The sequence below is a fragment of the Sphingomonas sp. G-3-2-10 genome (assembly GCF_012927115.1).
Lineage (GTDB): Bacteria > Pseudomonadota > Alphaproteobacteria > Sphingomonadales > Sphingomonadaceae > Sphingomonas.
Genome location: NZ_JABBFY010000001.1, coordinates 3,218,015 through 3,239,206 on the forward strand (window position 1 = coordinate 3,218,015; position 21,192 = coordinate 3,239,206).

Here is a 21,192-nt window from a genome sequence, read left to right on the forward strand (position 1 = left end):
GACGGAGTCCGCCCCTTTTGCTTGATCGGGTCCCATGCCCTCCCCTAGTGATTCGAGCCCATGACCGAAGGAAAACCCGTGTCGCGTTTCAACGCGCTGAAAGCCGATAGCCACTGGCAGAAGGTGTGGGACGATGCCCGCACCTTCGCCGCGCGCGACGATTCGCCCAAGCCCAAGTCGTACGTCCTCGAGATGTTCCCCTATCCTTCGGGGCGCATCCATATGGGTCACGTCCGCAACTACACGATGGGCGACGTGCTGGCGCGGTTCCGCCGGATGCAGGGCATGGAAGTGCTCCATCCGATGGGCTGGGACGCGTTCGGCATGCCTGCCGAGAATGCGGCGATGGAAAAGAAGGTCCATCCCGGCGGCTGGACCCGCGAGAATATCGCGACGATGAAGGCGCAGCTGAAGCGCCTCGGTTTCGCGCTGGACTGGACGCGCGAACTCGCGACCTGCGAGCCCGAATATTATGGGCATGAGCAGGCGCTGTTCCTTGATCTGCTTGAGTCCGGGCTGGTCTATCGCAAGGAATCGGCGGTCAACTGGGATCCGGTCGACATGACCGTGCTGGCCAACGAGCAGGTGATCGACGGGCGCGGCTGGCGTTCGGGCGCCCTGATCGAACGGCGCAAGCTGAGCCAGTGGTTCCTCAAGATCACCCAGTTCGCCGACGAGCTGCTGGAAGGCGTACAGGGCCTCGAGCATTGGCCCGACAAGGTGAAGCTGATGCAGGAAAACTGGATCGGCAAGTCCGAGGGGCTGCAGTTCCGGTTTAAGCTGAGCGCCAATGATTCGGGCGCCGGTGAGGTGGAAGTCTTCACCACGCGGCCCGACACGATCTTCGGATCGAGCTTCGTCGCGATCGCGGCGGATCACCCGATCGCGCAGGCGCTGGCTGCTTCGAACCCCGAAGCCGCGGCGTTCATCGAGCTGTGCAAGCAGGGCGGCACCACCGCCGCCGAGCTGGAGACGCAGGAGAAGCTTGGCTTCGACACTGGCATCCGTGCGGCACATCCCTTTGATTCAGCTTGGGAATTGCCGGTTTATATCGCCAATTTCGTGCTGATGGATTATGGCACCGGTGCGGTGTTCGGCGTGCCGGCACACGACCAGCGCGATTTCGAGTTCGCCACCAAGTACAAGCTGCCGGTCCGCCGCGTGGTTTCGGAAGGCGACAAGGAAGCCTCCGAATTCACCGATTCCGAGGCCTATACCGGTCCCGGCACGCTGGTGAATTCGCACTTCCTCGACGGGATGGACGTGGCCGATGCCAAGCGCGCGGTGATCGTCCGCGCCGAGAATGGCGGCTGGGGCAACGGCACCACCGTATGGCGCCTGCGCGACTGGGGCGTGAGCCGCCAGCGTTACTGGGGCACGCCGATCCCGATCATCCATTGCGAAAGCTGCGGCGTGGTCCCCGCCCCGCGCGAATCGCTGCCGATCGTGCTGCCCGAGGATGTCAGCTTCGACATTCCCGGCAACCCGCTGGACCGTCATCCGACCTGGAAAAATGTCGATTGCCCGAAGTGCGGCGCTGCGGCCCGGCGCGAAACCGACACGCTCGACACCTTCGTGGATTCGAGCTGGTACTTCATCCGCTTCGCCAGCCAGCCCAAGGACAAGCCGTTCGACAAGGCCGTGGCGGAACAGTGGCTGCCGGTGGCGCAATATATCGGCGGCGTGGAGCACGCGATCCTGCACCTGCTCTACGCCCGCTTCTGGACGCGCGCGCTCAATCATATGGGGATGCTCGACGTGGCGGAGCCGTTCGCCGGCCTGTTCACCCAGGGCATGGTGACGCACGCCAGCTATTATAGCCGGGAATCGGTCGATGGCGTGGAGCGGAAGCGTTATTTCGAGCCCGCGCAGATCTCGCGCCGCGCCGACGGGACTGCCTATCTCACCGATACCGGCGAGGATGTGATCGTCGGGCGCATCGAGAAGATGTCGAAGTCGAAGAAGAACACCGTCGATCCGACCGAAATCGTCGATCAGTATGGCGCGGACGCCGCGCGCTGGTTCATGCTTTCCGATTCTCCGCCCGAACGCGATCTGGAGTGGAGCGAAGCCGGCATCGACGGCGCATGGCGCTTCGTCCAGCGGCTCTGGCGCTTGTTCGAAGCGGTCGCCTCGGGCGAAACGGCGAGCCACGAAGGCACCGACACCGCGCTCGACAAGAAGCTCCACCGCACCATCGCTGGCGTTGCCGTGGATATCGAGGCGCTGACCTTCAACAAGTCGGTCGCCAAGCTCTACGAGCTGACCGCGGCGATCGAGAAGGCGGCGCCCAGCGCTTCGCGTACGAATGCGATCCGCACTCTGGCACGAATCGTCGCGCCGATGGTTCCGCATCTTGCCGAGGAAGCCTGGGCGATGATGGGGAATGCCGGCCTGATCGCCGACGCACCCTGGCCCGAGGTCGATCCGGCGCTGCTGGTGGATGACGAGGTGACGATGGCCGTGCAAGTGAATGGCAAGCTGCGCGACACGCTGCTATTGGCGAAGGGCACGGCGAAGGATGTCGCCGAAGCCGCTGCGCTGGCGTCTCCCAACGTCCAGCGCGCGCTTGAAGGAAAGGCGCCGAAGAAAGTGATCGTCGTTCCCGATCGTCTCGTGAATATCGTCGCGTGATCCGCCCCCCGGTCCTTGGCGTCGCGCTGCTCGCCGTCTCCGCCCTCGCCCTTTCGGGCTGCGGGCTGCGGCCGCTCTATGGCGGCGGCGCCGCCGGGCCGGTCCAGTCGACTCTCGCCGCGGTGCAGGTCTCGCCGATCGAAGGTGAATCGGGCTGGTTCGTTTCCAACGCGCTGCGCGACCGGCTGGATCGCGGCCAGAACGCGACGCCCCGCTACCGGCTCGATGTGCGGCTCGACGATCGCATCGCCGGCCTGGGCGTTCGCCGCGACGATTCGGTTGCCCGCGAACGCCGGACGCTGCGCGCGCGCTATCAGTTGATCGATCTGTCGACCGGTGCGGTGGTGCTCGACGCCACGGCAGGCTCGGACGCGGGTATCGACGTGGTCGGTTCCGAGTACGCCACCATCGCGGCCGAGCGTTCGGCGCTCGAACGGCTTTCCGACATCGTCGCCGACCAGATCGTCGCGCGGGTCGCGCGCTTCGCACAGAATCCTCCGGCTCCGGCCGCCAAGTGAAGGCGACCGCGCCGCAGATTCGCGCGGCAATGGATGCGCCCAAGCCGGAAACGCGCCTCTATCTGCTCCACGGGCCGGACGAATCCGGCGCGGCGGAACTGACCACGCGCCTCGCCCGCGCGCTTGGCCCCGATGCCGAACGGATCGACATCGACGGCAAGGAACTGCGCACCAATCCGGGCCGCCTCGCCGACGAAGCCGCCTCGATGTCGCTGTTCGGCGGCGCCCGGCTGATCCGGGTCATCGGCGCCGACGAATTCACCGTCGAAGCGATGACGTTGCTGCTGAGCGCCGAGCGCGCCGGCAATCCGGTCGTCGCGATCGGACCCGGCCTCAAGGCCAGCGGCAAGCTGGTCAAGCTGGCCATCGCTTCTTCCTCGGCAATGGCGCACGCCTGTTACGTTCCGGAAGGCGCCAACGCGGTTCAGCTCGTCCAGATGGTCGCGCGCGAACATGGGTTGCGGCTGATGGGCGATGTGCCGCAGCGCCTCGCAACGGCTTGCGCCGGCGATCGCGCCATTCTGAGCCGGGAAATCGAGAAGCTGGCGCTCTACCTCGACGCAGCGCCCGATCGCCCGCGCGACGCCGATGCCAATGCGATCGACGAGATCGGCGCGGATATCGGCGAGGACGACATGTTCGGTGCGATCGAAGCGGTGATCGACGGCCGCGTTGCCGAAATCGGCGCGGAGCTGGCCGGGATCGGCGAAGGCGGCGCCTCCGCTATCCCCCTGCTCCGCAGCCTGGCTCGCCGTCTTGTCACGCTCGCGGAACTCCGCGCCGAAGTCGATGCAGGCGCTAGAGTAGACGATGTTATTGAAAAACATCGTATATTCTTCAAGGAGCGCGGCTCGACCAGCCGTGCGCTGCGCCGCTGGAACGCGCAGCAGCTTGCCCGGGCGATCGAACGCACCCGGCTTGCCGAGCGGGCGATGATGAGTTCGGCAAGCGCCGGAGAAGTGCTGGCGGAAGCCGAATGCGTCGCGATCGCGCGCGCTTCGGCGCGGATGCGCTAACGCCGTTCCACGTGAAACGAGCGGTTCAGATCCGCTCGCCGCTCAGCCTCTGGCAAACCATGTCGAGCTGGTCGAGCGTCGAATAGCTGAGCATCAGCGTGCCGCCCTTCGGCCCATGATTGATCCGCACATTGAGCCCCAGCACATCGCCGAGCTGATGTTCGAGCGCCTGGATGTCGGTATCGCGCGCGGGAGCCTCGCCCTTGCGCTTCGGCTTGGCGTCGCGCGCCAGCTTCTCGGCCTCGCGTACGGTCAGTCCCCTGTCCGCCACGAGCCGCGCGAGCTTCTCCGCATCCGGTGCACCGATCAGCGCGCGGGCGTGCCCCATTTCGATCGCGCCCGCGACGAGCAGCTCGCGCACGCCGCCCGGCAGATCGAGCAGGCGCAGCAGGTTCGCGACATGACTGCGCGATTTGTGAACGATCTTGCCCAGCGCTTCCTGGGTATGCCCATATTCCTTGATCAGTCGCGAATAGCCCTCGGCTTCTTCGATCGCGTTGAGATCCTGCCGCTGGATATTCTCGATCAGCGCGATTTCGAACGTATCGGCGTCGCTCAGCTCGCGGATGATGACCGGCACTTCATGCAGCCGCGCCCGCTGCGCCGCCCGCCAGCGGCGCTCACCGGCAACGATCTGATAGTTATGGCCGTGCGGGCGCACGAAGATCGGCTGGATCAGCCCGCGCGATGCGATCGACTTCGCCAGCTCTTCCAACGCATCATCGTCGAAATGGCGGCGCGGCTGATCGGGATGCGGCGTCAGCGAACTGACCGGCAGCATACGAATGCCCGAACCCGCATCAGGCGTACCGGAAACCGGCGCTTCGGCAACATTATCGCCGAGCAGTGAACTGAGACCACGGCCAAGGCCAGGGCGAGGCTTGCGGGCAGCGGCGGGGTTTGCGGGCGTTTCTTCCGTCATGCGGCCTTCTTGAGCTTGGGCAGACGCTCGATCACTTCGCGGGCGAGCGCGATATAGGCTTCCGAGCCGGGACATTTATAATCGTAGATCAGCGCCGGCAGTCCGTGGCTGGGCGCTTCCGACAAGCGAACGTTGCGCGGGATCACCGTGTCGAACACCACGCGACCGAGCACGGCGCGGACATCGTCCGATACCTGATCGGTCAGCCGGTTGCGCCGGTCATACATGGTCAACACCACGCCGAGGATCGACAGGCCGGGATTGAACCGGCTGCGGATCCGCTCGACGGTGTTGAGCAACTGGCTGAGCCCCTCGAGCGCGAAGAACTCGCACTGGAGGGGTACCAGCAAGGCGTGTGAAGCGACCATCGCGTTGATCGTCAGCAGACCCAGCGAGGGCGGACAATCGATCAGGATCACATCCCATCGCGCGGCATTACCGCGCGAAAGCGCCGCATCGAGCCGATGAGTGCGCGCTTCGAACTCGATCAGTTCGATCTCCGCACCCGAAAGATCCTGGGTCGCGGTGATGATGTCGAGGCCCGGCACCCGGGTAGGAATCGCAACTTCTTCCAAGGTGATGTCGTCGGTAACCAGCAGATCGTAGCTCGAACGCTCGCGATCGGCGCGGGCGATACCGAGGCCGGTCGACGCGTTGCCCTGCGGATCGAGATCGACCAGCAACACGCGCTTGCCGATCGCAGCGAGTGCCGTGCCGACGTTGATCGCCGTGGTGGTCTTACCCACCCCGCCCTTCTGATTGGCGATTGCGATGCAGATCATCTCGGGCGTACCCTTTTGGCGACCACGATACCGGAATCCGGGGAGGTGATGCTCGGTTCCACGTGAAACGCACCCTGCCATGCGCGGCGCGCCGCTTCCACCTCCGATTGCACATTTCGACCCTTTGGCAGCACCCAGACTGTGGATGAGTCCGTGCAATGTTGTGCCCCGGCGAACAGTTTGCCGAGTTCAGCCACCGCTCGGGCCGAAACCACCGCCGCGGGTCGCTCCGGCTTGTAGGATTCCACCTTGCTGCCGATCACTTCAACGCGATCGGCTATACCCAGCTCATCGGCGGCCGACCGCAGGAATTCAACGCGCTTCCCTCGGGGTTCGACGAGAATAACGGGCCGATCCGTAAGCACGGCGACCACGAGACCCGGCAAACCGGCTCCCGAACCGATATCGAGCCATGTTCCTTCTCCGTCGCCCGCAAGGGATATCAGCTGGGCGGAATCGACCAGATGGCGTGCCCACAGCTCCGCCAACGTGGATGCGGCAATCAGGTTCTGCTCGCTGGCTCCTCTGGTCAGGATATCTGCGAAGCGCGATAATTGCGTTTCACGTGAAACATCGAAGCGTTCGCGCAGCCAGTTTCTGGCTTCATCTTCGGTCATGCGGCGCTCTTGCGGGCGTGGAGCAGAATGGCGGACAGCGCCGCCGGCGTTATCCCCCGGATGCGCGACGCTGCGCCCAGCGTTTCCGGGCGCGCGATAGTGAGCCGCTCTACCATCTCGTTGGACAAGCCCGGAACGGCTGAGAACTGCAGATTGACGTCAAGACGCACCGCATCGTTGGCGCGGAGCTGGCTGACTTCGCTTTCCTGGCGCTCCAGATAAGGCGCATAGCGTTGATCTTCGACATATTCGGCCAGGAGCGCCGGATCGGTATCGATCGGACCCGCGACATGGCTCAGGTCGACGCCCGAGAAGCGCAGCCATTCCCGTGCAGGCCGTCGCGCGCCATCGAGGCCGACCGGCGCGCCACGCGCATGGATCGCGCTCGCAGTGATCTGTTCGGAGAAAATCTGGTCCAGGCGCGCCCGTTCGTCGCGCCGCGCCTTTAGCCGGGCCGTGCGTACCTCGCCAAGGCATCCCAGCGCCTCGGCGATAGGCCCAAGCCGCGTCTCGGCATTGTCGGCGCGCAAGCGCAGGCGATACTCGGCCCGTGCGGTCAGCATGCGATAGGGTTCGGTCACCCCCTGCAGCACGAGATCGTCGATCATGACGCCAAGATAGCTCGTCGCACGATCCAGGATAAGCGGCGCTAGCGCACAGGCGTGCGCCGCCGCGTTCAGCCCCGCGATCAGTCCCTGCCCCGCCGCTTCCTCATAGCCGGTCGTCCCGTTGATCTGCCCGGCACAAAACAGACCCTGCAGCGCGGGAAGACCCAGGGTCGATGCCAGCGCGCGCGGATCGATATGGTCATATTCGACTGCATAGCCCGGCGTGACGATCTCCGCTCGCTCCAGCCCCGGAATCGAATTCACCATCGCAACCTGGATATCGACCGGCAGCGAGGTCGACATACCGTTCGGATAGACCAGATGCGTATCCAGCCCCTCCGGCTCGAGAAAAATCTGATGCCCGTCGCGATCGCCGAATCGGTGGATCTTGTCCTCGATCGACGGGCAATAGCGCGGCCCCTGCGCGTCGATTGCTCCGGTGAACAAGGGCGAACGATCGAGCCCGCCCCGAATGGCGTCGTGCGTCGCTTCGTTGGTGCGCGTCACGCCACAATGGAGCTGGGGGAGCAGACGGCCTGTCGAGAGCGGCGACATGGTCCACGGCTCTTGGTCCGACGGCTGCTCCGCAACATTGGCCCAATCGATGGTCCGCCCATCAAGCCGCGGCGGGGTGCCGGTCTTCAGCCGCGCCATCGGCAGGTCGAGCGCGCGGAGCTGCTCCGCCATCCGATGCGACGACGCTTCCCCGATCCGGCCGCCGTCGAGCCGCTCTTCGCCACGGAAGATACGGCCGCCGAGGAAGGTGCCCGTTGCCAGCACGACCGCCCGAGCAGCAAGGCGGGTGCCATCGGCCAGCTCGACCCCGGCGATCGCGCTACCCTCAAGGATCAGCGACGCCGCTTCGCCCTCGATCAACGTCAGCCGCTGCTGCGCACGCAGCATCGCCTGGATCGCCGCGGCATAGCGTACCCGGTCCGCCTGCACGCGCGGCCCCTGTACCGCCGTTCCCTTGCTCCGATTGAGCATTCTGTAGTGGATCGCCGCAGCATCGGCGACGCGCGCAATCAGGCCATCGAACGCATCGGTCTCGCGAACCAGATGGCCCTTGCCTAATCCGCCGATCGCCGGATTGCACGACATGGCGCCGACCTTCGCCAGATCGAAGCTGAGCAATGCCGTGCGCGCACCACGCCGCGCCGAGGCCGCGGCCGCTTCGGTGCCGGCATGGCCACCGCCGATGACGATAACGTCGAATTCCATGCCCGCCCGCTACTGGAGCGCGCCGCTCACGTCAAAACTGTTCCACGTGGAACAGCGCCTATTTGCCAATGCAGAAGCGCGAAAACAGCGCATCGAGCATCGCTTCGACGTCCGCCCGCCCAGTAATGGCGTCGAAAGCTCGCAATGCCGTGCGGAGCTGCTCGGCGGTAAGCAGCATATCCCCTTCCGATGCAGCAGCGCGAAGCGCGCGCCCGGCGGTTGCCGTCAGATCGCGCTGGCGGCGATTCAGTGCGAGCCGATCACTACGCGGCAACAGGTCTTCACCCAGCTCGCGCATCGCCTGCCAAAGCCGCTCCATCCCCGCCCCCGTGGCCGCGGACACGGGAAGCCGATCACCGCCCTCTCCCCTGCCCGGCTGATCGCTGCGCGGTTTCACGTGGATCAGCGCCGGATGCTCGGGCGGTGCGTCGTCGCCAAGCCACAACACGATATCGGCTTCGTCCATCGCATCACGCGCCAGCCCCACGCCGATCCGCTCGACGACATCCTCGGTCTCGGTCAGTCCAGCCGTGTCGATCAACAGCCACGCGATCCCGTCGCGGACCACCGGGGCTTCGATCCGGTCGCGAGTCGTCCCTGCGATCGGCGACACGATCGCCGCGGTTCGATCGGCCATCGCATTGAGCAACGTCGACTTGCCCGCATTGGGCGGCCCGGAAAGGACCACGCGGATCCCATCGCGCAGCCGCTCGACCGGGGGCTGCGCGACGATCGCTTCGATCTCAGCCGCCAACGCCAGCGCGGCGGCACGGATTCCCGGCATCACCTCGGCTTCGGCATCGACATCCTCTTCGTCCGAGTGATCGAGCATCGCTTCGATCTGCGCGGCCACCCCCAGCGTGCGGCTGGCCCAGCCTTCGACTTCGCGGCGAACCGCGCCTTCGGCCGATCGGATCGCCGCGCGGCGCTGGGCTTCGGTTTCCGCCATCAGCAGATCGCCCAGTCCCTCGGCTTCGCTCAGGTCGATTCGGCCATTGGCCAGCGCGCGCCGGGTGAACTCGCCCGGTTCTGCCGAACGGAGACCCGGTATCGATGCAAGCGCCGCCTCTACCGCGCGAACCACCGCGCGGCCGCCATGAAGATGCAGCTCGGCGAGATCCTCGCCCGTCGCGCTGTCCGGGCCCGGAAAGATCAGCACCAGCGCCCGATCGAGCAGCTCGCCGTCTTGGCGAAGCGCCCGCAAGGCTGCCCGGCGCGGTGCAGGCACGTCGCCGGCAAGCGCGCGAACCGCGTCGAGCGCCCCTGCCCCGCTCAGGCGAAGAATCGCAATCGCGGCAGGAGGCTGGCCGCTCGAGACCGCAAAGATCGTATCCATCGCCGGTGGGTTCAGCTTTTCTTGGTCGCCGCGTCGAACATGCCGCGCCACATGTTCATGCCCGCCTCGCCCATCGGTGCCCAGGCGCGCGTCATCGTCTCGAACAATTCGGGGCTCACGCCCTTCTCCATCGTTTCGGTCATCATCGCGATATAGCGGTCATGGAGCGGCGTGAGATCAGGCAGGCCCATCGCGCGGCGGGCTTCTTCGGGCGTGCAATCGACTTCGACATTGATCTTCATGGCGCTTCTCCACCGGCCCGGCTGTGCTAGGGTCCGAACCATGATCTATGCGCGCGACTGGGGCGTGGTGACAACGCCCATCGGATCGATCCGGATCGAAGGCGATGATCGAACGATCCATCGCATCAACGTCCTGCGCGAACGCGAGGAATCGCGGCGGCCGGACCGGCCCGCGGTGCTGGCCGCGGCGGAGCAGCTCGAATCCTGGTTCGAAGGCGAACTCAAGGCCTTCGATCTGGCGCTGAATCCGCCCGGCACGCCACGCGGGCTGGTGCTGCGCGACGGGCTGATCGCAGTCGGCTATGGCGAGACGATCAGCTATGGCGGCTTGTCCGAACGTCTGGGGTCCAGCGCCCGCGCGATCGGCCAGCTTTGCGCGCGCAATCTCTTCCCTATCGTCGTGCCGTGTCACCGCGTGCTCGGCACCGGCAATATCGGGCACTATTCCGCCGGCGACGGCGTTTCCACCAAGCAATGGCTGCTCGACCATGAGCGCCGCCACGGAGGCAAAGCATGACGATGATTTCGGTTACGACGCTCGAAGGCGATGCCAGCTTCGAGGCCTATTGTGCCGAACCCGAAGGCGCACCGCGTGGCGCGATCATCGTGATTCAGGAGATTTTCGGGGTTAATCAAGGGATTAGACGAAAATGCGATCGCCTTGCCGCCGATGGCTGGCTCGCGCTCGCACCCGATCTCTTCTGGCGGCTCCAGCCCGGCATCCAGCTCGATCCCGACGTGCCCGAAGAGTTCCAGACGGCGCTGGGCTGGATGGGCAAGTTCAACCAGGACGCCGGCATCCGCGACATCGAAGCGACGATCCGCCTCGCGCGCGAGAAGAGCGGCGGCAAGGTGGGCGTGGTTGGCTACTGCCTCGGCGGGCGTCTCGCTTATATGACTGCGGCGCGCACCGATGTGGACGCGAGCGTCGGCTATTATGGCGTCGGGCTCAACGGATTGCTCGGCGAAAAGCACGGGATCGCCAACCCGCTATTGCTCCACATCCCGGAAGAGGATCATTTCGTCGACAAGACCGCACAGGCCGCGATCCATGAAGGCCTGGACGATCACCCGCGCGTGACGATCTACGACTATCCCGGCGAGGATCACGGCTTCGCCACCGAGATGGGCAAGCGCCGCTCGCCGGAATCGGCCGATCTTGCGGACGAACGGACGGCGGAATTCTTTGCCGGCAATCTCGCCTGACAGAAAAAAGGGGCCGCGCCTCTCGGCACAGCCCCTTTTTTGGCGCTCCGAAGCCGATCAGCTCAACAGCTGAAGCAGCCCCACGTCGTGATCGATAATGCCGGTATAGATCATCGATCCGGCGACATAGAGGATCACCAGCAAGCCGATCCACGCGATCCAGCGATAGCGCTCGATATATTTGGCGATGATGTTGGCAGCGATGCCCATCAGCGCGACGGCGATCACCAGACCGACCATCAGGATGCCGGGATGCTCTCGCGCCGCGCCGGCGACCGCCAACACATTGTCGAGGCTCATCGACACGTCGGCGATCGCGACTGCCCAGGCAGCCGCAGCAAAGCTCTTGGCCGGACGGACGCCGCTATGCTCGTCGCCTTCGATCTCGGGCGAGCCGGGACTGTGGCCCGCGGGGACCTGAACGATCTCGCGGTACATCTTCCAGCCCACCCACAGCAGCAGCACGCCGCCCGCGAACACGAGGCCGACCACCTGAAGAAGCTGAGTCACGACAAGCGCGAAGCCGATGCGCAGCACCAGTGCCGCGACGATGCCGATCAGGATGACCTTCTTGCGCTGATCCGCCGGCAGACCCGCCGCCAGCGCGCCGATGACGATCGCATTGTCGCCGGCCAGCACGATATCGATCAGGATCACCTGTCCGAAGGCCAGCCAGGCCGAGCCGCTGCCCGAAAAGAGGCCGGCAAAGTCGTTGACGATATGCGCCCAGATCTCAGTCATCGCGTTCCCTCATTCCGGCACTTGCCAAAGCGGTTTGCCCCGCGCGGGTCAAGTGCTGCGAGAGTCAGTCTCCGCAACTCGCGCGAATGGCGCCGGATGGTGGATACGAAAAGAGCCGCAACCCTGGGGGATACGGCTCTTTTTCGTTTCTGGCCGGGCATGGGCAAAGCCCATGCCGTCGGTCGGGTTCGGCTTTGCCGACCCGCCGGCCGGACCAGCGCTTGTCCTGAATTGGCTTTTCTAATTCAGGCCATGCTCGGTCACTGATTCATGCTGTCGAAGAAGTCTTCGTTGGTCTTCGAATCCTTCATCTTGTCGAGCAGGAACTCCATCGCGTCGATCGTGCCCATCTGCATCAGAATGCGGCGCAGGACCCACATCTTGGAAAGCTTGGCCTTGTCGACCAGCAGCTCTTCCTTGCGGGTGCCGCTCTTGCCGACGTCGAGCGCCGGGAAGATGCGCTTGTCGGCGACCTTGCGGTCGAGGACGATTTCCGAGTTACCGGTGCCCTTGAATTCTTCGAAGATGACTTCGTCCATGCGGCTGCCGGTATCGATCAGCGCGGTTGCGATGATCGAGAGCGAGCCGCCTTCCTCGATATTGCGCGCGGCACCGAAGAAGCGCTTCGGCCGCTGTAGCGCGTTGGCGTCGACACCGCCGGTCAGCACCTTGCCCGAGCTGGGGACCACGGTGTTGTAGGCGCGGCCGAGGCGGGTGATCGAGTCGAGCAGGATCACCACGTCCTTCTTGTGCTCGACCAGGCGCTTGGCCTTTTCGATCACCATTTCGGCGACCTGCACGTGGCGCGTGGCGGGTTCGTCGAAGGTCGAGGAGACGACCTCACCCTTCACGCTGCGCTGCATGTCGGTGACTTCCTCGGGCCGCTCGTCGATGAGCAGGACGAGCAGGAACACCTCGGGATGATTGTCGGTGATGGCCTTGGCGATGTTCTGCAACATCACCGTCTTGCCGACGCGCGGCGGCGCGACGATCAGCGTGCGCTGGCCCTTGCCCTGCGGCGAGACGATGTCGATCACGCGAGCCGACTTGTCCTTGATCGTCGGATCCGACGGATCGAGCGTCAGCTTGCTCTCTGGGTAAAGCGGCGTGAGATTGTCGAAATTGACGCGGTGACGGACCGCTTCGGGATCGTCGAAATTGACCGAGACGAGGCGGGTCAGCGCGAAATAGCGCTCCCCGTCCTTGGGTCCGCGGATTTCGCCTTCGACGGTGTCACCGGTGCGCAGGCCGAACTTTCGGACCTGGTTCGGCGAGATGTAGATATCGTCGGGGCCGGCGAGATAGTTCGCCTGAGCCGAGCGCAGGAAGCCGAAGCCGTCCTGAAGCACTTCGATCGTGCCTTCGCCCATGATCATTTCGCCATTTTCGGCCTGGGCCTTGAGAATGGCGAACAGCAGGTCCTGCTTGCGGAGCGTCGAGGCGCCTTCGACACCGAGCTCCTCGGCCATTTCGACCAGCTGTGCGGGGGGCGTTTTCTTGAGGTCTTTGAGATGCATTTTGGGAGTCCGGTCTTGGCGGAATATGGGGAGAGCGATGGCCGGCGAAATATCTGCTCGGACGGTGCTGACAGGAGGGATACGCCCGGAGGACCGGGGTATGATCGCGAATTAGGTGGCGGCCATCACCAAGTCAACCAGCCTGAGGCAGGAAGAAGCTAGTTCTTGGGGCCGTTCTGCATCCGCTGGCCGAATTCTATCATATATTGACCACGCTGCCGCAGGATTCCCCCACAACGGATTGCATCGTCACTGAGGCTATCGCCCTTTTCGACCGCGTCCAGAATGCGACGCAGCGCAGCCTCCAGATCATAACCCGGCGTCCGGGTATCGATCCTTCCCAGAAAATACATCAGGCCAGCTGAGAAGCGTGTCTTTTCCTGATCATCCTTCGCTTGCGCTATCATCAACGCGACAACCGCGATGCATCGCGCATCGTCAGTATTGGGATCGGGTGCGGATTGGCCGGCAAGCGTAGCGGCAAGGGCCAGAGCTAGAAGCGACATCTCCGTTTATACCCGAATCAGAAGGGTTTCACGACAGCCAGAATGACGATCGCGATGACCGCCAGCGCAGGCACTTCGCCGATCATCCGCAGCTTGCGCGGGGCGATGCTGCCCAGCCCTGCCGCCAGCTTCTTCGAATAGCCCACAGCCCAGCCCTGAAAGCCCGAAAGCGCGAACACGATTGCCAGCTTGGCATGCAGCCAGCCCAGCCCCGGCTGGCCGTCGAACAGCCCGACATTGAGCGCAAGCGCGATGCCGAGCAGCCAGACCGCGCCGATCGAAGGCGTCAGGATCATCTTGCGGAGCAGCGCTTCGCGATGAACCCATTTTTCCGCCTCGGGCGTGCCGAGCGATTCCTGATGATGGACGAGATAGCGCGGCAGCAGGAACAGGCCCGCCATCCAGAAGATCACGAAGATGATATGGGCGGCCTTCACCCACAGATAGGCGAGACCGAGGAACCCCGTCATTTCGTGCCTCTCACCTGTGCCAGAAGCGCTTCGACATGCACGATCGGCGTATCCTGCTGGATGCCGTGACCGAGATTGAAGATATGAGGGCGCTCGGCAAAGGCGGCAAGGATGCGGTCCACAGCGCTGGCCAGCACGTCGCCGCCGGCGATCAGCGCCAGCGGATCAAGATTGCCCTGCACCGGCAAATCCTTCGGCAGCGCGTCATTGGCCCAGACCGGATCGACGCTCTCGTCCAGCCCTATCGCATCGACCTTGGTCTCACGCGCATAGGCAGCGAGCTTGCCCCCGGCGCCTTTCGGAAAACCGATGATCGGCACGCCGGGCGCGCGGGCGCGCAACCCCGCGACGATCCGGACAGTCGGCGCGATCACCCATTGCTCGAATTGCGCGGGAGAAAGACTGCCCGACCAGCTGTCGAACAGCTGGACCGCTTCGACGCCGGCTTCGATCTGGCCGACCAGATAGTCGATCGTGACATCGGCGATCCGCGTGACCAGCTCGCTCATCATCCCCGGATCGGCATAAGCGAGGCGGCGCGCCTCGGCCTGTTCGCGGCTGCCCTGTCCGGCGATCATATAGGTCGCGACGGTCCAGGGGCTGCCCGCAAAGCCCAGAAAGGTCGTCGACGCGGGCAAGGCTGCCGCGACGCGCTTAACGGTCTCGTAGATGGGTTTGAGCGGCTCTGGCGATGGGTTGAGCGCGTCGAGAACGGCACGGTTCTCGATTTTGGGCGCGAGACGCGGGCCCTCGCCAGTTTCGAACCACAGATCCTGGCCCAGCGCCATCGGCACGATCAGGATGTCGGAAAACAGGATCGCGCCGTCCATGCCGAAGCGGCGGATCGGCTGAAGCGTGATCTCGGCCGCGGCGTCGTGATCGTTGACCAGTGCGAGAAACCCGCCCTTCTCGGCCCGAAGCGCGCGATACTCCGGCAGATAGCGTCCCGCCTGGCGCATGAGCCAGATCGGAGGGACGGACTGCTTCACGCCTTTCAGCGTTTCGAGCAGCGGCTTGGGGGCATCGGAACGGGTCAGCGGACGATTCCTATTACTATAAAGAAGAGAATCTAAGGATTGATGGAGTCTGTTGGCGCGTGGATGCCGGGGCTTATTCGCTCATCCGGATTCTGCCAACAGCTTGACTCGTCCGGCCCCGCGGACTCCCCAGGATTCGAGTCCGTCATCCCCGTTTTCCACAGGACCCGATGGGAAACCCGGGGCTGGGGACGGGGTTGTGGATGTTCCGCGGCTGACTCGGCCGGTTTTCGGATGCTTGGCCCGTGCCCGGTGTTGCGCTAGCGCTTGTCCCTGATGTTTTCCACAGATCCATCCCGCTGATGCGGCTGCACCTTCATCTCCTCTCCGATTCCACCGGCGAGACGCTGGAGAATATCGCCAAGGCCGCGCTTGCCCAATATGACGATGTCGAGACGCTGCGTCACTTCTGGCCGATGGTCCGCAGCGAAGCGCATCTCGAGCGGATCCTGCGCGAGATCGCCCAGAATCCGGGGCTGGTGCTCTTCACGCTGGTGAACCCCGATACCCGGCGGACGCTGGAGAGCCGCTGTCGCGCGATGGGCTTGCCGGCGATCGCTCCGCTCGATCCGGTGAACCATGCATTGTCGCAGTTGCTGGGACAGGAAGCCAAGGCGCGGCCCGGGCGCCAGCATATGCTCGACGCTGCCTATTTCGCGCGCGTCGATGCGATCCAGTTCACCATTGCCCATGACGACGGCATCGCCGCCGAGGATTGGGAGGAAGCCGATATCGTGCTGGCGGGCGTGTCTCGATCGTCGAAGACGCCGACCTCGATCTATCTGGCGAACCGGGGCTACAAGACCGCGAACATCCCGATCGTGGTCGAATCCCCGCCCCCGCCCGAACTGTTCCGGCTGAAGCACCCGCTGGTGGTGGGGCTGACCACCAGCGCCGACCGGCTGGTCGCGATCCGCCGCAACCGGCTGCTGTCGCTCAACCAGCACCCCGAGACCGCCTATGTCGATCAGGAATCGGTCAGCCGCGAGATCGCCTTCGCCCGGCGCATGTTCGCCGATAATGGGTGGCCGGTGATCGACGTGACCCGGCGATCGATCGAAGAGACCGCGGCGGCGATCATCCAGTTGTGCAACGAGCGAACCCTGGCGAAGGCGGACGAATGAAACTGGTTCTGGCGTCGCAAAGCGCGTCGCGGCGGGCAATGCTCGATGCGGCGGGCGTCCCCTATGAAGCGGTTTCGCCCCAGGTCGACGAGGACTCGGCCAAGGCCGCGCTGAAGGCCGAGGGAGTCGCGCCGCGCGACTTGGCCGATGCGCTGGCCGAACTGAAGGCGCTCAAGCTTTCGCAGCTCGATCCGACCGCGCTGGTGCTGGGTGGAGATTCGCTGGTGGCGCTGGCCGACGGCACCTTGCTCGACAAGCCGGTGAGCCGGGAGAATGCCGCCGAACATCTGCGGATGATGTCGGGAACCAATGTCGATCTCTACAGCGCCGCGGTGATTGCAGAAGGGGGCCGCCCCGTGTGGCGCCATGTCGAACGCGCGCGGCTGGTGGTGCGTCCGTTATCCGAAGCCTTTATCGAGGAATATCTCGACAAGGAATGGCCCGCCATTTCGTGGTGCGTCGGCTGTTTCCGGATCGAGGGGCCGGGCGTCCAGCTTTTCGCCCAGACCACCGGCAGCCATTTCACCATCCTCGGTATGCCCTTGCTCCCGATCCTCGATTATCTGCGCACACGTGGGATTATGACGTCATGACGCCTTATGCCGAAGTTATCGGCGATCCGATAAGCCATTCGAAAAGCCCGGCAATCCACGGATTCTGGCTCGAAGCGCTCGATATCGACGCCGAATATCGCGCGACCCATGTCACGCCCGATGGCCTCGCGGCCTATTTCGACGCGCGGCGGAGCGATCCCGCCTGGCGCGGGTGCAACATCACCATTCCGCACAAGCAGGCCGCGCTCGATCTGATCGAGGATCGCGGTGGCGTCCGCGCGACGATCGGCGCGATCAACACGGTGTTTCGCGCCGATGACGGCGTGCTGATCGGGACGAATACCGATGCCGGCGGCTTCTATGCGCCGATCGCGGGCCTCGATCTCGAGGGGGCCCATGCGGTGGTGATCGGCGCGGGCGGCGCCGCCCGGGGCATCCTGTTCGCGCTGTCGAAGGTCGGGATCGGCCGGGTGACGATCCAGAACCGCAACGTGCTGAAGGCTGCGGCGCTGCTGTCGAGCTTCGGGATCAAGGGCGATGCGGTGCCGTTGGGGACGAAGCTGCCCGAAGCGAAATTGCTGGTGAATGCCAGTGCGCTGGGGATGGGCGGTCAGCCGCCGCTCGATATCGACCTGACGCCACTGCCGGACGACGCGGTGGTCTACGACATCGTCTATTCGCCGCTGGAGACCGATCTGCTGCTGCAGGCCGATGCGCGCGAACTGGATACGGTGGACGGGCTCGACATGCTGATCGGGCAGGCGGCGCTGGCGTTCGAACTCTTCTTCGACGCTGCCCCGCCGCGGGATCGCGACGACGAACTCCGCGCAATGCTCACCGTATGATCGTCTTGGGCCTTACCGGGTCGATCGGCATGGGCAAATCGACCGTTGCGGCGATGTTCGCCGACGAAGGCGTGCCGGTGTTCGATGCCGATGCCGAAGTCCACAAGCTCCAGGGTCCGGGCGGCCGGATCGTTGCGGAGATCGAAGCCGAGTTTCCCGACACGACCAGCGATCTGGGCGTGAACCGCACCCTGCTGGGCGAAGCGGTGTTCGGGAAGCCGGAAGCATTCAAGCGGCTGGAGGCGATCGTTCATCCCGCGGTGGCGCATGAGCGAAACCTGTTCCTCGAGCGGAGTGGCAGCCGTCCGCTGGTGGTGCTCGACGTGCCTCTGCTGTTCGAAGCTGGCGGCTGGCGGCAGGTGGACAAGATTGCCGTCGTGTCCGCCCCTGCCGAGGTGCAGCGCGCGCGGGTGCTGGCGCGGCCGGGCATGACGGTCGAGCGTTTCGAGTCGATTCTGGCGAAACAGCTTCCCGACGCGGAAAAGCGGGCCCGGGCCGACTTCGTCATCCCCACCGGCGGCTCGCTTGCGGAGACGCGGGACGCGGTTCGTGCGGTCATCGCTTGCCTCTCGGCTCCGGCGGGAGGATAAGCGACTCACATATGCGCGAGATTGTTTTCGACACCGAAACGACGGGGCTCAGTTTCTCCGGCGGGGATCGTCTAGTCGAAATCGGCTGCGTCGAGCTGGTCAACAAGGTGATGACCGGGCGTCACTACCACGTCTATCTGAATCCCGAACGGCCGGTGCCGGTCGAGGCGTTTCGCGTGCACGGGCTCAGCGACGTGTTCCTGTCGGACAAGCCCTTGTTCCGGGATGTGGTCGAGGATCTGATCGATTTCATCGGTGACAGCCCGATGATCGCCCATAACGCCAATTTCGACTTCGGCTTCATCAATGGCGAGATGACCCGGTGCGGCCGTCCCATCGTGTCTCTCGACCGGATGGTCGATACGCTGGTGATCGCGCGGACCCGGCATCCGGGCGCGAAACACACGCTCGACGCGCTTTGCAGCCGATATGGAATCGATTTGTCGGCGCGTACGCTGCACGGCGCATTGCTCGATGCGCAGCTGCTTGCGCAGGTCTATGTCGAGCTGACCGGCGGCCGCCAGATCAGCATGGGCCTCGCGGTCGACGTGCCGGTCATGCGCGAGACGGCGGCCGAAGCGACGAGCCGGGTTCATGTGCGGCCGGCGCGCCATTTCGCGCCGTCCGAAGCGGAACTTGAGCGCCACGCAGCGTTTCTGAAGAAGTTGGAGGAGCCGATCTGGGGCCAGGCCGCGTCCGGTTGACGCTTGGCAGGCCCATCCCTAGGTCCACGCCTCGTTTAGTGCGGAGGTAAAATCGATGGATATCCGAGTTTCCGGCCACCAGGTCGACACCGGAGAAGCGCTCAATCAGCTGGTCTCCGACCGGCTCCAGGGCATCGCGAACAAATATTTCTCGCGAGCCATCTCCGCTCACGTCACCTTCGGCAAGGGACCGCATGATTACGGCTTCACCTGCGACATCGTCGCGCATGTGATGCAGGGGCTGGTGCTCAAATCCTCGAACTCGGGCACCGAAGCCAATGGCGCCTTCGACGGCGCCGCCGACAAGATCGAGAAGCAGCTGCGCCGCTACACGCGCCGGCTGAAGGACCGCAACAACAGCGCGGCCATCGCGGCGCAGCAGAACGGCGCCTATGACGATTATGACAATGCAGGCTACACGCTGTTCGCCGAGCCGGTGGACGAGGAAGAAGCAGCCGACGCGCCGCTGATAGTCGCCGAGACGCGAGTCGATGTGCCCGAAGCCACGGTTTCGGACGCGGTGATGATGCTCGATCTGCGCAACACCGCGGCGCTGCTGTTCCGCAATACCGGCACCGGCGCGTTCAACATGGTCTATCGCCGCGGCGACGGGACGATCGGCTGGGTGGAACCGAACCGGGCCGCCTGAATTTAGGTGGCCTGACTCAATGGCGGTTCGGGGGGACGCCAATCCGGATGCTACATGACTGATCTCAGTGACCTGCTCACGCCGGAGGCGACCGTCTCCGCGCTCCCTGTTGCCAACAAGAAGACCTTGTTTCAGCAACTGGGAGCGGTGGCGGCGCGCGCCTATGACCTCGACGCCAAGCTGGTCGCCGAGCGGCTGGCGGCGCGCGAGAAGCTGGGATCGACCGGATTTGGCGGCGGCATCGCCATCCCCCATGCCAAGATCGACGGGTTGCGGCAGGTGGTGGCGATCGTCGCTCGCCTGCCCCAGCCGATCGAGTTCGCCGCAGTGGACGAACTTCCCGTCGACCTGGTGTTCGCCCTCCTCTCTCCGGTCGATGCGGGGGGCGAGCACCTCAAGGCGCTGGCTCGCGTCTCGCGCCGGCTGCGTGATCGCAACTTTGCGGCCAAGCTTCGCGGCGCGGGTTCGCCCGATGCGCTTTACGTGCTGCTGACCGGCGTCGAAGCGCGTGACGCAGCCTGACGCGACGCCCGAGGCGTCGGGCGAGGCGGCGCATTTCCGCGCGCTGGAATCGCTCTACGCTGCCGCGCCGATTAATCAGCTGTTCCATTCGCGGTTGGAAATCCCCGCGCCCGGCGTCGCGCGGATCCATTTCGAGATCGACGATCGCCATTATCACGCGGCGGGCGCGGCGCATGGCACCAGCTATTTCAAGATGCTCGACGATGCCGCTTTCTATGCGGCGAACAGCCTCGTCACCGATCGTTTCCTGCTGACCACGGCCTTCAACCTGCTGCTCACCAAGCCGCTAAAGGCCGGACCGGTGATCGCGGAAGGGCGCTGGGTGAGCGGCCAGCGCCGGGTGTTCGTGGCCGAGGCGCGGCTGATCGATGTGACCGGCGAGGAAGCGGCGCGCGGCACCGGCACCTTCATGCGATCCCGCATCCCCCTGGCGGGCTTGCCCGGCTACCGGTCGGCCAGCCCCGAAGCATGACCGCCCGGGTCACCAGCGCCATCATGGTCAATGCGCTGGTTCGCCGGGTGAATCAGCAAGGCGGGTCCGCGATGATCCTCGCGAAAGGCGATCCCACCGCGGGCGCCATCCTGCTGATAACCTATGAGAAAGCCGCCAATCCGCGCTTTTTCGAGCGCGGCATCGGACCGGACGGAGAAGCCGCACTGGTTGCGTCGGGACCGGCGGCGATCGCCGACGAAAGCGAGGTCTCGGCGTACTGGAAACGGCGCCGCGATCGCGATTCCGACTTATGGGTCGTTGAACTGGATATCGCGCAGGCAGAACGGTTCATCGCCGAAACGATGGGTTTTCATTGACTTTTAACCGCGTGGTCCCGA

The 21,192-nt window shown here is 64.8% G+C and carries 25 protein-coding genes; 14 read left to right on the forward strand and 11 right to left on the reverse strand.

Features of this window, described 5'->3' with window-relative positions:
* Positions 1-60: 60 nt before the first annotated feature.
* The 3 genes from leuS to holA are packed head-to-tail and all read left to right on the forward strand — an operon-like array spanning position 61 to position 4,168.
* Positions 61-2,634 (forward strand): leucine--tRNA ligase, encoded by a 2,574-nt coding sequence (gene leuS, locus HHL13_RS16200; RefSeq protein WP_169556630.1) that lies wholly within the window; start codon positions 61-63, stop codon positions 2,632-2,634.
* Positions 2,631-3,152 carry an LPS assembly lipoprotein LptE gene (gene lptE, locus HHL13_RS16205; protein ID WP_169556631.1) on the forward strand — a complete coding sequence of 174 codons (522 nt, stop codon included), beginning with the start codon at positions 2,631-2,633 and terminating at the stop codon, positions 3,150-3,152. Before leuS ends, lptE begins: the two co-directional genes overlap by 4 nt.
* Positions 3,149-4,168: a DNA polymerase III subunit delta gene (gene holA / locus HHL13_RS16210; protein WP_169556632.1), complete on the forward strand. Its 1,020-nt coding sequence runs from the start codon at positions 3,149-3,151 to the stop codon at positions 4,166-4,168. Before lptE ends, holA begins: the two co-directional genes overlap by 4 nt.
* 25 nt (positions 4,169-4,193) lie before the next feature.
* On the opposite strand, the gene HHL13_RS16215 is transcribed toward holA, so the two are convergent.
* Genes HHL13_RS16215 through HHL13_RS16240 form a run of 6 tightly spaced genes read right to left on the reverse strand, consistent with a single transcriptional unit; the run spans position 4,194 to position 9,896 of the window.
* Positions 4,194-5,090: a ParB/RepB/Spo0J family partition protein gene (locus HHL13_RS16215; RefSeq protein WP_169556633.1), complete on the reverse strand. Its 897-nt coding sequence runs from the start codon at positions 5,088-5,090 to the stop codon at positions 4,194-4,196.
* Positions 5,087-5,872: a ParA family protein gene (locus tag HHL13_RS16220; RefSeq protein WP_169556634.1), complete on the reverse strand. Its 786-nt coding sequence runs from the start codon at positions 5,870-5,872 to the stop codon at positions 5,087-5,089. Before HHL13_RS16220 ends, HHL13_RS16215 begins: the two co-directional genes overlap by 4 nt.
* Complete coding sequence (gene rsmG / locus HHL13_RS16225; RefSeq protein WP_169556635.1) at positions 5,869-6,489, reverse strand: 16S rRNA (guanine(527)-N(7))-methyltransferase RsmG; 621 nt, start codon at positions 6,487-6,489, stop codon at positions 5,869-5,871. Before rsmG ends, HHL13_RS16220 begins: the two co-directional genes overlap by 4 nt.
* On the reverse strand, positions 6,486-8,318 hold the full coding sequence (gene mnmG, locus HHL13_RS16230) for a tRNA uridine-5-carboxymethylaminomethyl(34) synthesis enzyme MnmG (RefSeq protein ID WP_169556636.1): 1,833 nt from the start codon (positions 8,316-8,318) through the stop codon (positions 6,486-6,488). Before mnmG ends, rsmG begins: the two co-directional genes overlap by 4 nt.
* A 58-nt stretch (positions 8,319-8,376) precedes the next feature.
* Positions 8,377-9,654, reverse strand: coding sequence for a tRNA uridine-5-carboxymethylaminomethyl(34) synthesis GTPase MnmE (gene mnmE / locus HHL13_RS16235; RefSeq protein ID WP_169556637.1), 1,278 nt, complete (start codon positions 9,652-9,654; stop codon positions 8,377-8,379).
* Positions 9,655-9,665: 11 nt separating this feature from the next.
* Positions 9,666-9,896 (reverse strand): DUF6489 family protein, encoded by a 231-nt coding sequence (locus HHL13_RS16240; RefSeq protein WP_169556638.1) that lies wholly within the window; start codon positions 9,894-9,896, stop codon positions 9,666-9,668.
* 40 nt (positions 9,897-9,936) lie between these two features.
* Here HHL13_RS16240 and HHL13_RS16245 point away from each other — a divergent pair, with 40 nt between their 5' ends.
* On the forward strand, positions 9,937-10,413 hold the full coding sequence (locus HHL13_RS16245; protein WP_206376944.1) for a methylated-DNA--[protein]-cysteine S-methyltransferase: 477 nt from the start codon (positions 9,937-9,939) through the stop codon (positions 10,411-10,413).
* A complete protein-coding gene (locus HHL13_RS16250; RefSeq protein WP_169556639.1) occupies positions 10,410-11,102 on the forward strand; it encodes a dienelactone hydrolase family protein in 693 nt (230 codons plus the stop codon). Before HHL13_RS16245 ends, HHL13_RS16250 begins: the two co-directional genes overlap by 4 nt.
* Positions 11,103-11,159: 57 nt before the next feature.
* On the opposite strand, the gene HHL13_RS16255 is transcribed toward HHL13_RS16250, so the two are convergent.
* From HHL13_RS16255 to hemE, 5 genes are all read right to left on the reverse strand, one after another.
* A complete protein-coding gene (locus HHL13_RS16255) occupies positions 11,160-11,843 on the reverse strand; it encodes a TerC family protein (protein WP_169556640.1) in 684 nt (227 codons plus the stop codon).
* A 260-nt stretch (positions 11,844-12,103) separates the two neighbouring features.
* Positions 12,104-13,360 (reverse strand): transcription termination factor Rho, encoded by a 1,257-nt coding sequence (rho, locus tag HHL13_RS16260; RefSeq protein ID WP_169556641.1) that lies wholly within the window; start codon positions 13,358-13,360, stop codon positions 12,104-12,106.
* A 158-nt stretch (positions 13,361-13,518) separates the two neighbouring features.
* On the reverse strand, positions 13,519-13,866 hold the full coding sequence (locus tag HHL13_RS16265) for a hypothetical protein (RefSeq protein WP_169556642.1): 348 nt from the start codon (positions 13,864-13,866) through the stop codon (positions 13,519-13,521).
* Between the two features lie 17 nt (positions 13,867-13,883).
* Positions 13,884-14,336 carry a CopD family protein gene (locus HHL13_RS16270; protein ID WP_169556643.1) on the reverse strand — a complete coding sequence of 151 codons (453 nt, stop codon included), beginning with the start codon at positions 14,334-14,336 and terminating at the stop codon, positions 13,884-13,886.
* Positions 14,333-15,373 (reverse strand): uroporphyrinogen decarboxylase, encoded by a 1,041-nt coding sequence (gene hemE, locus HHL13_RS16275; RefSeq protein WP_169557017.1) that lies wholly within the window; start codon positions 15,371-15,373, stop codon positions 14,333-14,335. The genes HHL13_RS16270 and hemE overlap by 4 nt, the downstream gene beginning before the upstream one ends.
* A gap of 299 nt (positions 15,374-15,672) precedes the next feature.
* Here hemE and HHL13_RS16280 point away from each other — a divergent pair, with 299 nt between their 5' ends.
* Genes HHL13_RS16280 through HHL13_RS16320 form a run of 9 tightly spaced genes read left to right on the forward strand, consistent with a single transcriptional unit; the run spans position 15,673 to position 21,171 of the window.
* Positions 15,673-16,497: a pyruvate, water dikinase regulatory protein gene (locus HHL13_RS16280; RefSeq protein WP_169557018.1), complete on the forward strand. Its 825-nt coding sequence runs from the start codon at positions 15,673-15,675 to the stop codon at positions 16,495-16,497.
* A complete protein-coding gene (locus HHL13_RS16285) occupies positions 16,494-17,090 on the forward strand; it encodes a nucleoside triphosphate pyrophosphatase (protein WP_169556644.1) in 597 nt (198 codons plus the stop codon). The genes HHL13_RS16280 and HHL13_RS16285 overlap by 4 nt, the downstream gene beginning before the upstream one ends.
* On the forward strand, positions 17,087-17,896 hold the full coding sequence (locus HHL13_RS16290) for a shikimate dehydrogenase (RefSeq protein WP_169556645.1): 810 nt from the start codon (positions 17,087-17,089) through the stop codon (positions 17,894-17,896). The genes HHL13_RS16285 and HHL13_RS16290 overlap by 4 nt, the downstream gene beginning before the upstream one ends.
* Complete coding sequence (gene coaE / locus HHL13_RS16295; RefSeq protein WP_169556646.1) at positions 17,893-18,486, forward strand: dephospho-CoA kinase; 594 nt, start codon at positions 17,893-17,895, stop codon at positions 18,484-18,486. Before HHL13_RS16290 ends, coaE begins: the two co-directional genes overlap by 4 nt.
* Before the next feature lie 11 nt (positions 18,487-18,497).
* On the forward strand, positions 18,498-19,190 hold the full coding sequence (gene dnaQ / locus HHL13_RS16300; protein WP_169556647.1) for a DNA polymerase III subunit epsilon: 693 nt from the start codon (positions 18,498-18,500) through the stop codon (positions 19,188-19,190).
* A 55-nt stretch (positions 19,191-19,245) separates the two neighbouring features.
* The gene (gene raiA, locus HHL13_RS16305; protein ID WP_169556648.1) at positions 19,246-19,839 is read left to right on the forward strand and encodes a ribosome-associated translation inhibitor RaiA; all 594 of its coding nucleotides are present in this window, start codon (positions 19,246-19,248) and stop codon (positions 19,837-19,839) included.
* Between the two features lie 54 nt (positions 19,840-19,893).
* Positions 19,894-20,361 (forward strand): PTS sugar transporter subunit IIA, encoded by a 468-nt coding sequence (locus HHL13_RS16310; protein WP_169556649.1) that lies wholly within the window; start codon positions 19,894-19,896, stop codon positions 20,359-20,361.
* Positions 20,348-20,833: a PaaI family thioesterase gene (locus tag HHL13_RS16315; protein ID WP_169556650.1), complete on the forward strand. Its 486-nt coding sequence runs from the start codon at positions 20,348-20,350 to the stop codon at positions 20,831-20,833. Before HHL13_RS16310 ends, HHL13_RS16315 begins: the two co-directional genes overlap by 14 nt.
* Positions 20,830-21,171 (forward strand): DUF1491 family protein, encoded by a 342-nt coding sequence (locus tag HHL13_RS16320; protein ID WP_169556651.1) that lies wholly within the window; start codon positions 20,830-20,832, stop codon positions 21,169-21,171. The genes HHL13_RS16315 and HHL13_RS16320 overlap by 4 nt, the downstream gene beginning before the upstream one ends.
* The last annotated feature ends 21 nt before the right edge of the window (positions 21,172-21,192 follow it).

Bases quoted from the DNA above. Each gene is read 5' to 3' on its own strand.
- leuS (WP_169556630.1), top strand. From the start codon at position 61: ATGACCGAAGGAAAACCCGTGTCGCGTTTCAACGCGCTGAAAGCCGAT.
- HHL13_RS16215 (WP_169556633.1), bottom strand. From the start codon at position 5,090: ATGACGGAAGAAACGCCCGCAAACCCCGCCGCTGCCCGCAAGCCTCGC.
- HHL13_RS16220 (WP_169556634.1), bottom strand. From the start codon at position 5,872: ATGATCTGCATCGCAATCGCCAATCAGAAGGGCGGGGTGGGTAAGACC.
- rsmG (WP_169556635.1), bottom strand. From the start codon at position 6,489: ATGACCGAAGATGAAGCCAGAAACTGGCTGCGCGAACGCTTCGATGTT.
- mnmG (WP_169556636.1), bottom strand. From the start codon at position 8,318: ATGGAATTCGACGTTATCGTCATCGGCGGTGGCCATGCCGGCACCGAA.
- mnmE (WP_169556637.1), bottom strand. From the start codon at position 9,654: ATGGATACGATCTTTGCGGTCTCGAGCGGCCAGCCTCCTGCCGCGATT.
- HHL13_RS16240 (WP_169556638.1), bottom strand. From the start codon at position 9,896: ATGAAGATCAATGTCGAAGTCGATTGCACGCCCGAAGAAGCCCGCCGC.
- HHL13_RS16245 (WP_206376944.1), top strand. From the start codon at position 9,937: ATGATCTATGCGCGCGACTGGGGCGTGGTGACAACGCCCATCGGATCG.
- HHL13_RS16250 (WP_169556639.1), top strand. From the start codon at position 10,410: ATGACGATGATTTCGGTTACGACGCTCGAAGGCGATGCCAGCTTCGAG.
- HHL13_RS16255 (WP_169556640.1), bottom strand. From the start codon at position 11,843: ATGACTGAGATCTGGGCGCATATCGTCAACGACTTTGCCGGCCTCTTT.
- rho (WP_169556641.1), bottom strand. From the start codon at position 13,360: ATGCATCTCAAAGACCTCAAGAAAACGCCCCCCGCACAGCTGGTCGAA.
- HHL13_RS16265 (WP_169556642.1), bottom strand. From the start codon at position 13,866: ATGTCGCTTCTAGCTCTGGCCCTTGCCGCTACGCTTGCCGGCCAATCC.
- HHL13_RS16270 (WP_169556643.1), bottom strand. From the start codon at position 14,336: ATGACGGGGTTCCTCGGTCTCGCCTATCTGTGGGTGAAGGCCGCCCAT.
- HHL13_RS16285 (WP_169556644.1), top strand. From the start codon at position 16,494: ATGAAACTGGTTCTGGCGTCGCAAAGCGCGTCGCGGCGGGCAATGCTC.
- HHL13_RS16290 (WP_169556645.1), top strand. From the start codon at position 17,087: ATGACGCCTTATGCCGAAGTTATCGGCGATCCGATAAGCCATTCGAAA.
- coaE (WP_169556646.1), top strand. From the start codon at position 17,893: ATGATCGTCTTGGGCCTTACCGGGTCGATCGGCATGGGCAAATCGACC.
- dnaQ (WP_169556647.1), top strand. From the start codon at position 18,498: ATGCGCGAGATTGTTTTCGACACCGAAACGACGGGGCTCAGTTTCTCC.
- raiA (WP_169556648.1), top strand. From the start codon at position 19,246: ATGGATATCCGAGTTTCCGGCCACCAGGTCGACACCGGAGAAGCGCTC.
- HHL13_RS16310 (WP_169556649.1), top strand. From the start codon at position 19,894: ATGACTGATCTCAGTGACCTGCTCACGCCGGAGGCGACCGTCTCCGCG.
- HHL13_RS16320 (WP_169556651.1), top strand. From the start codon at position 20,830: ATGACCGCCCGGGTCACCAGCGCCATCATGGTCAATGCGCTGGTTCGC.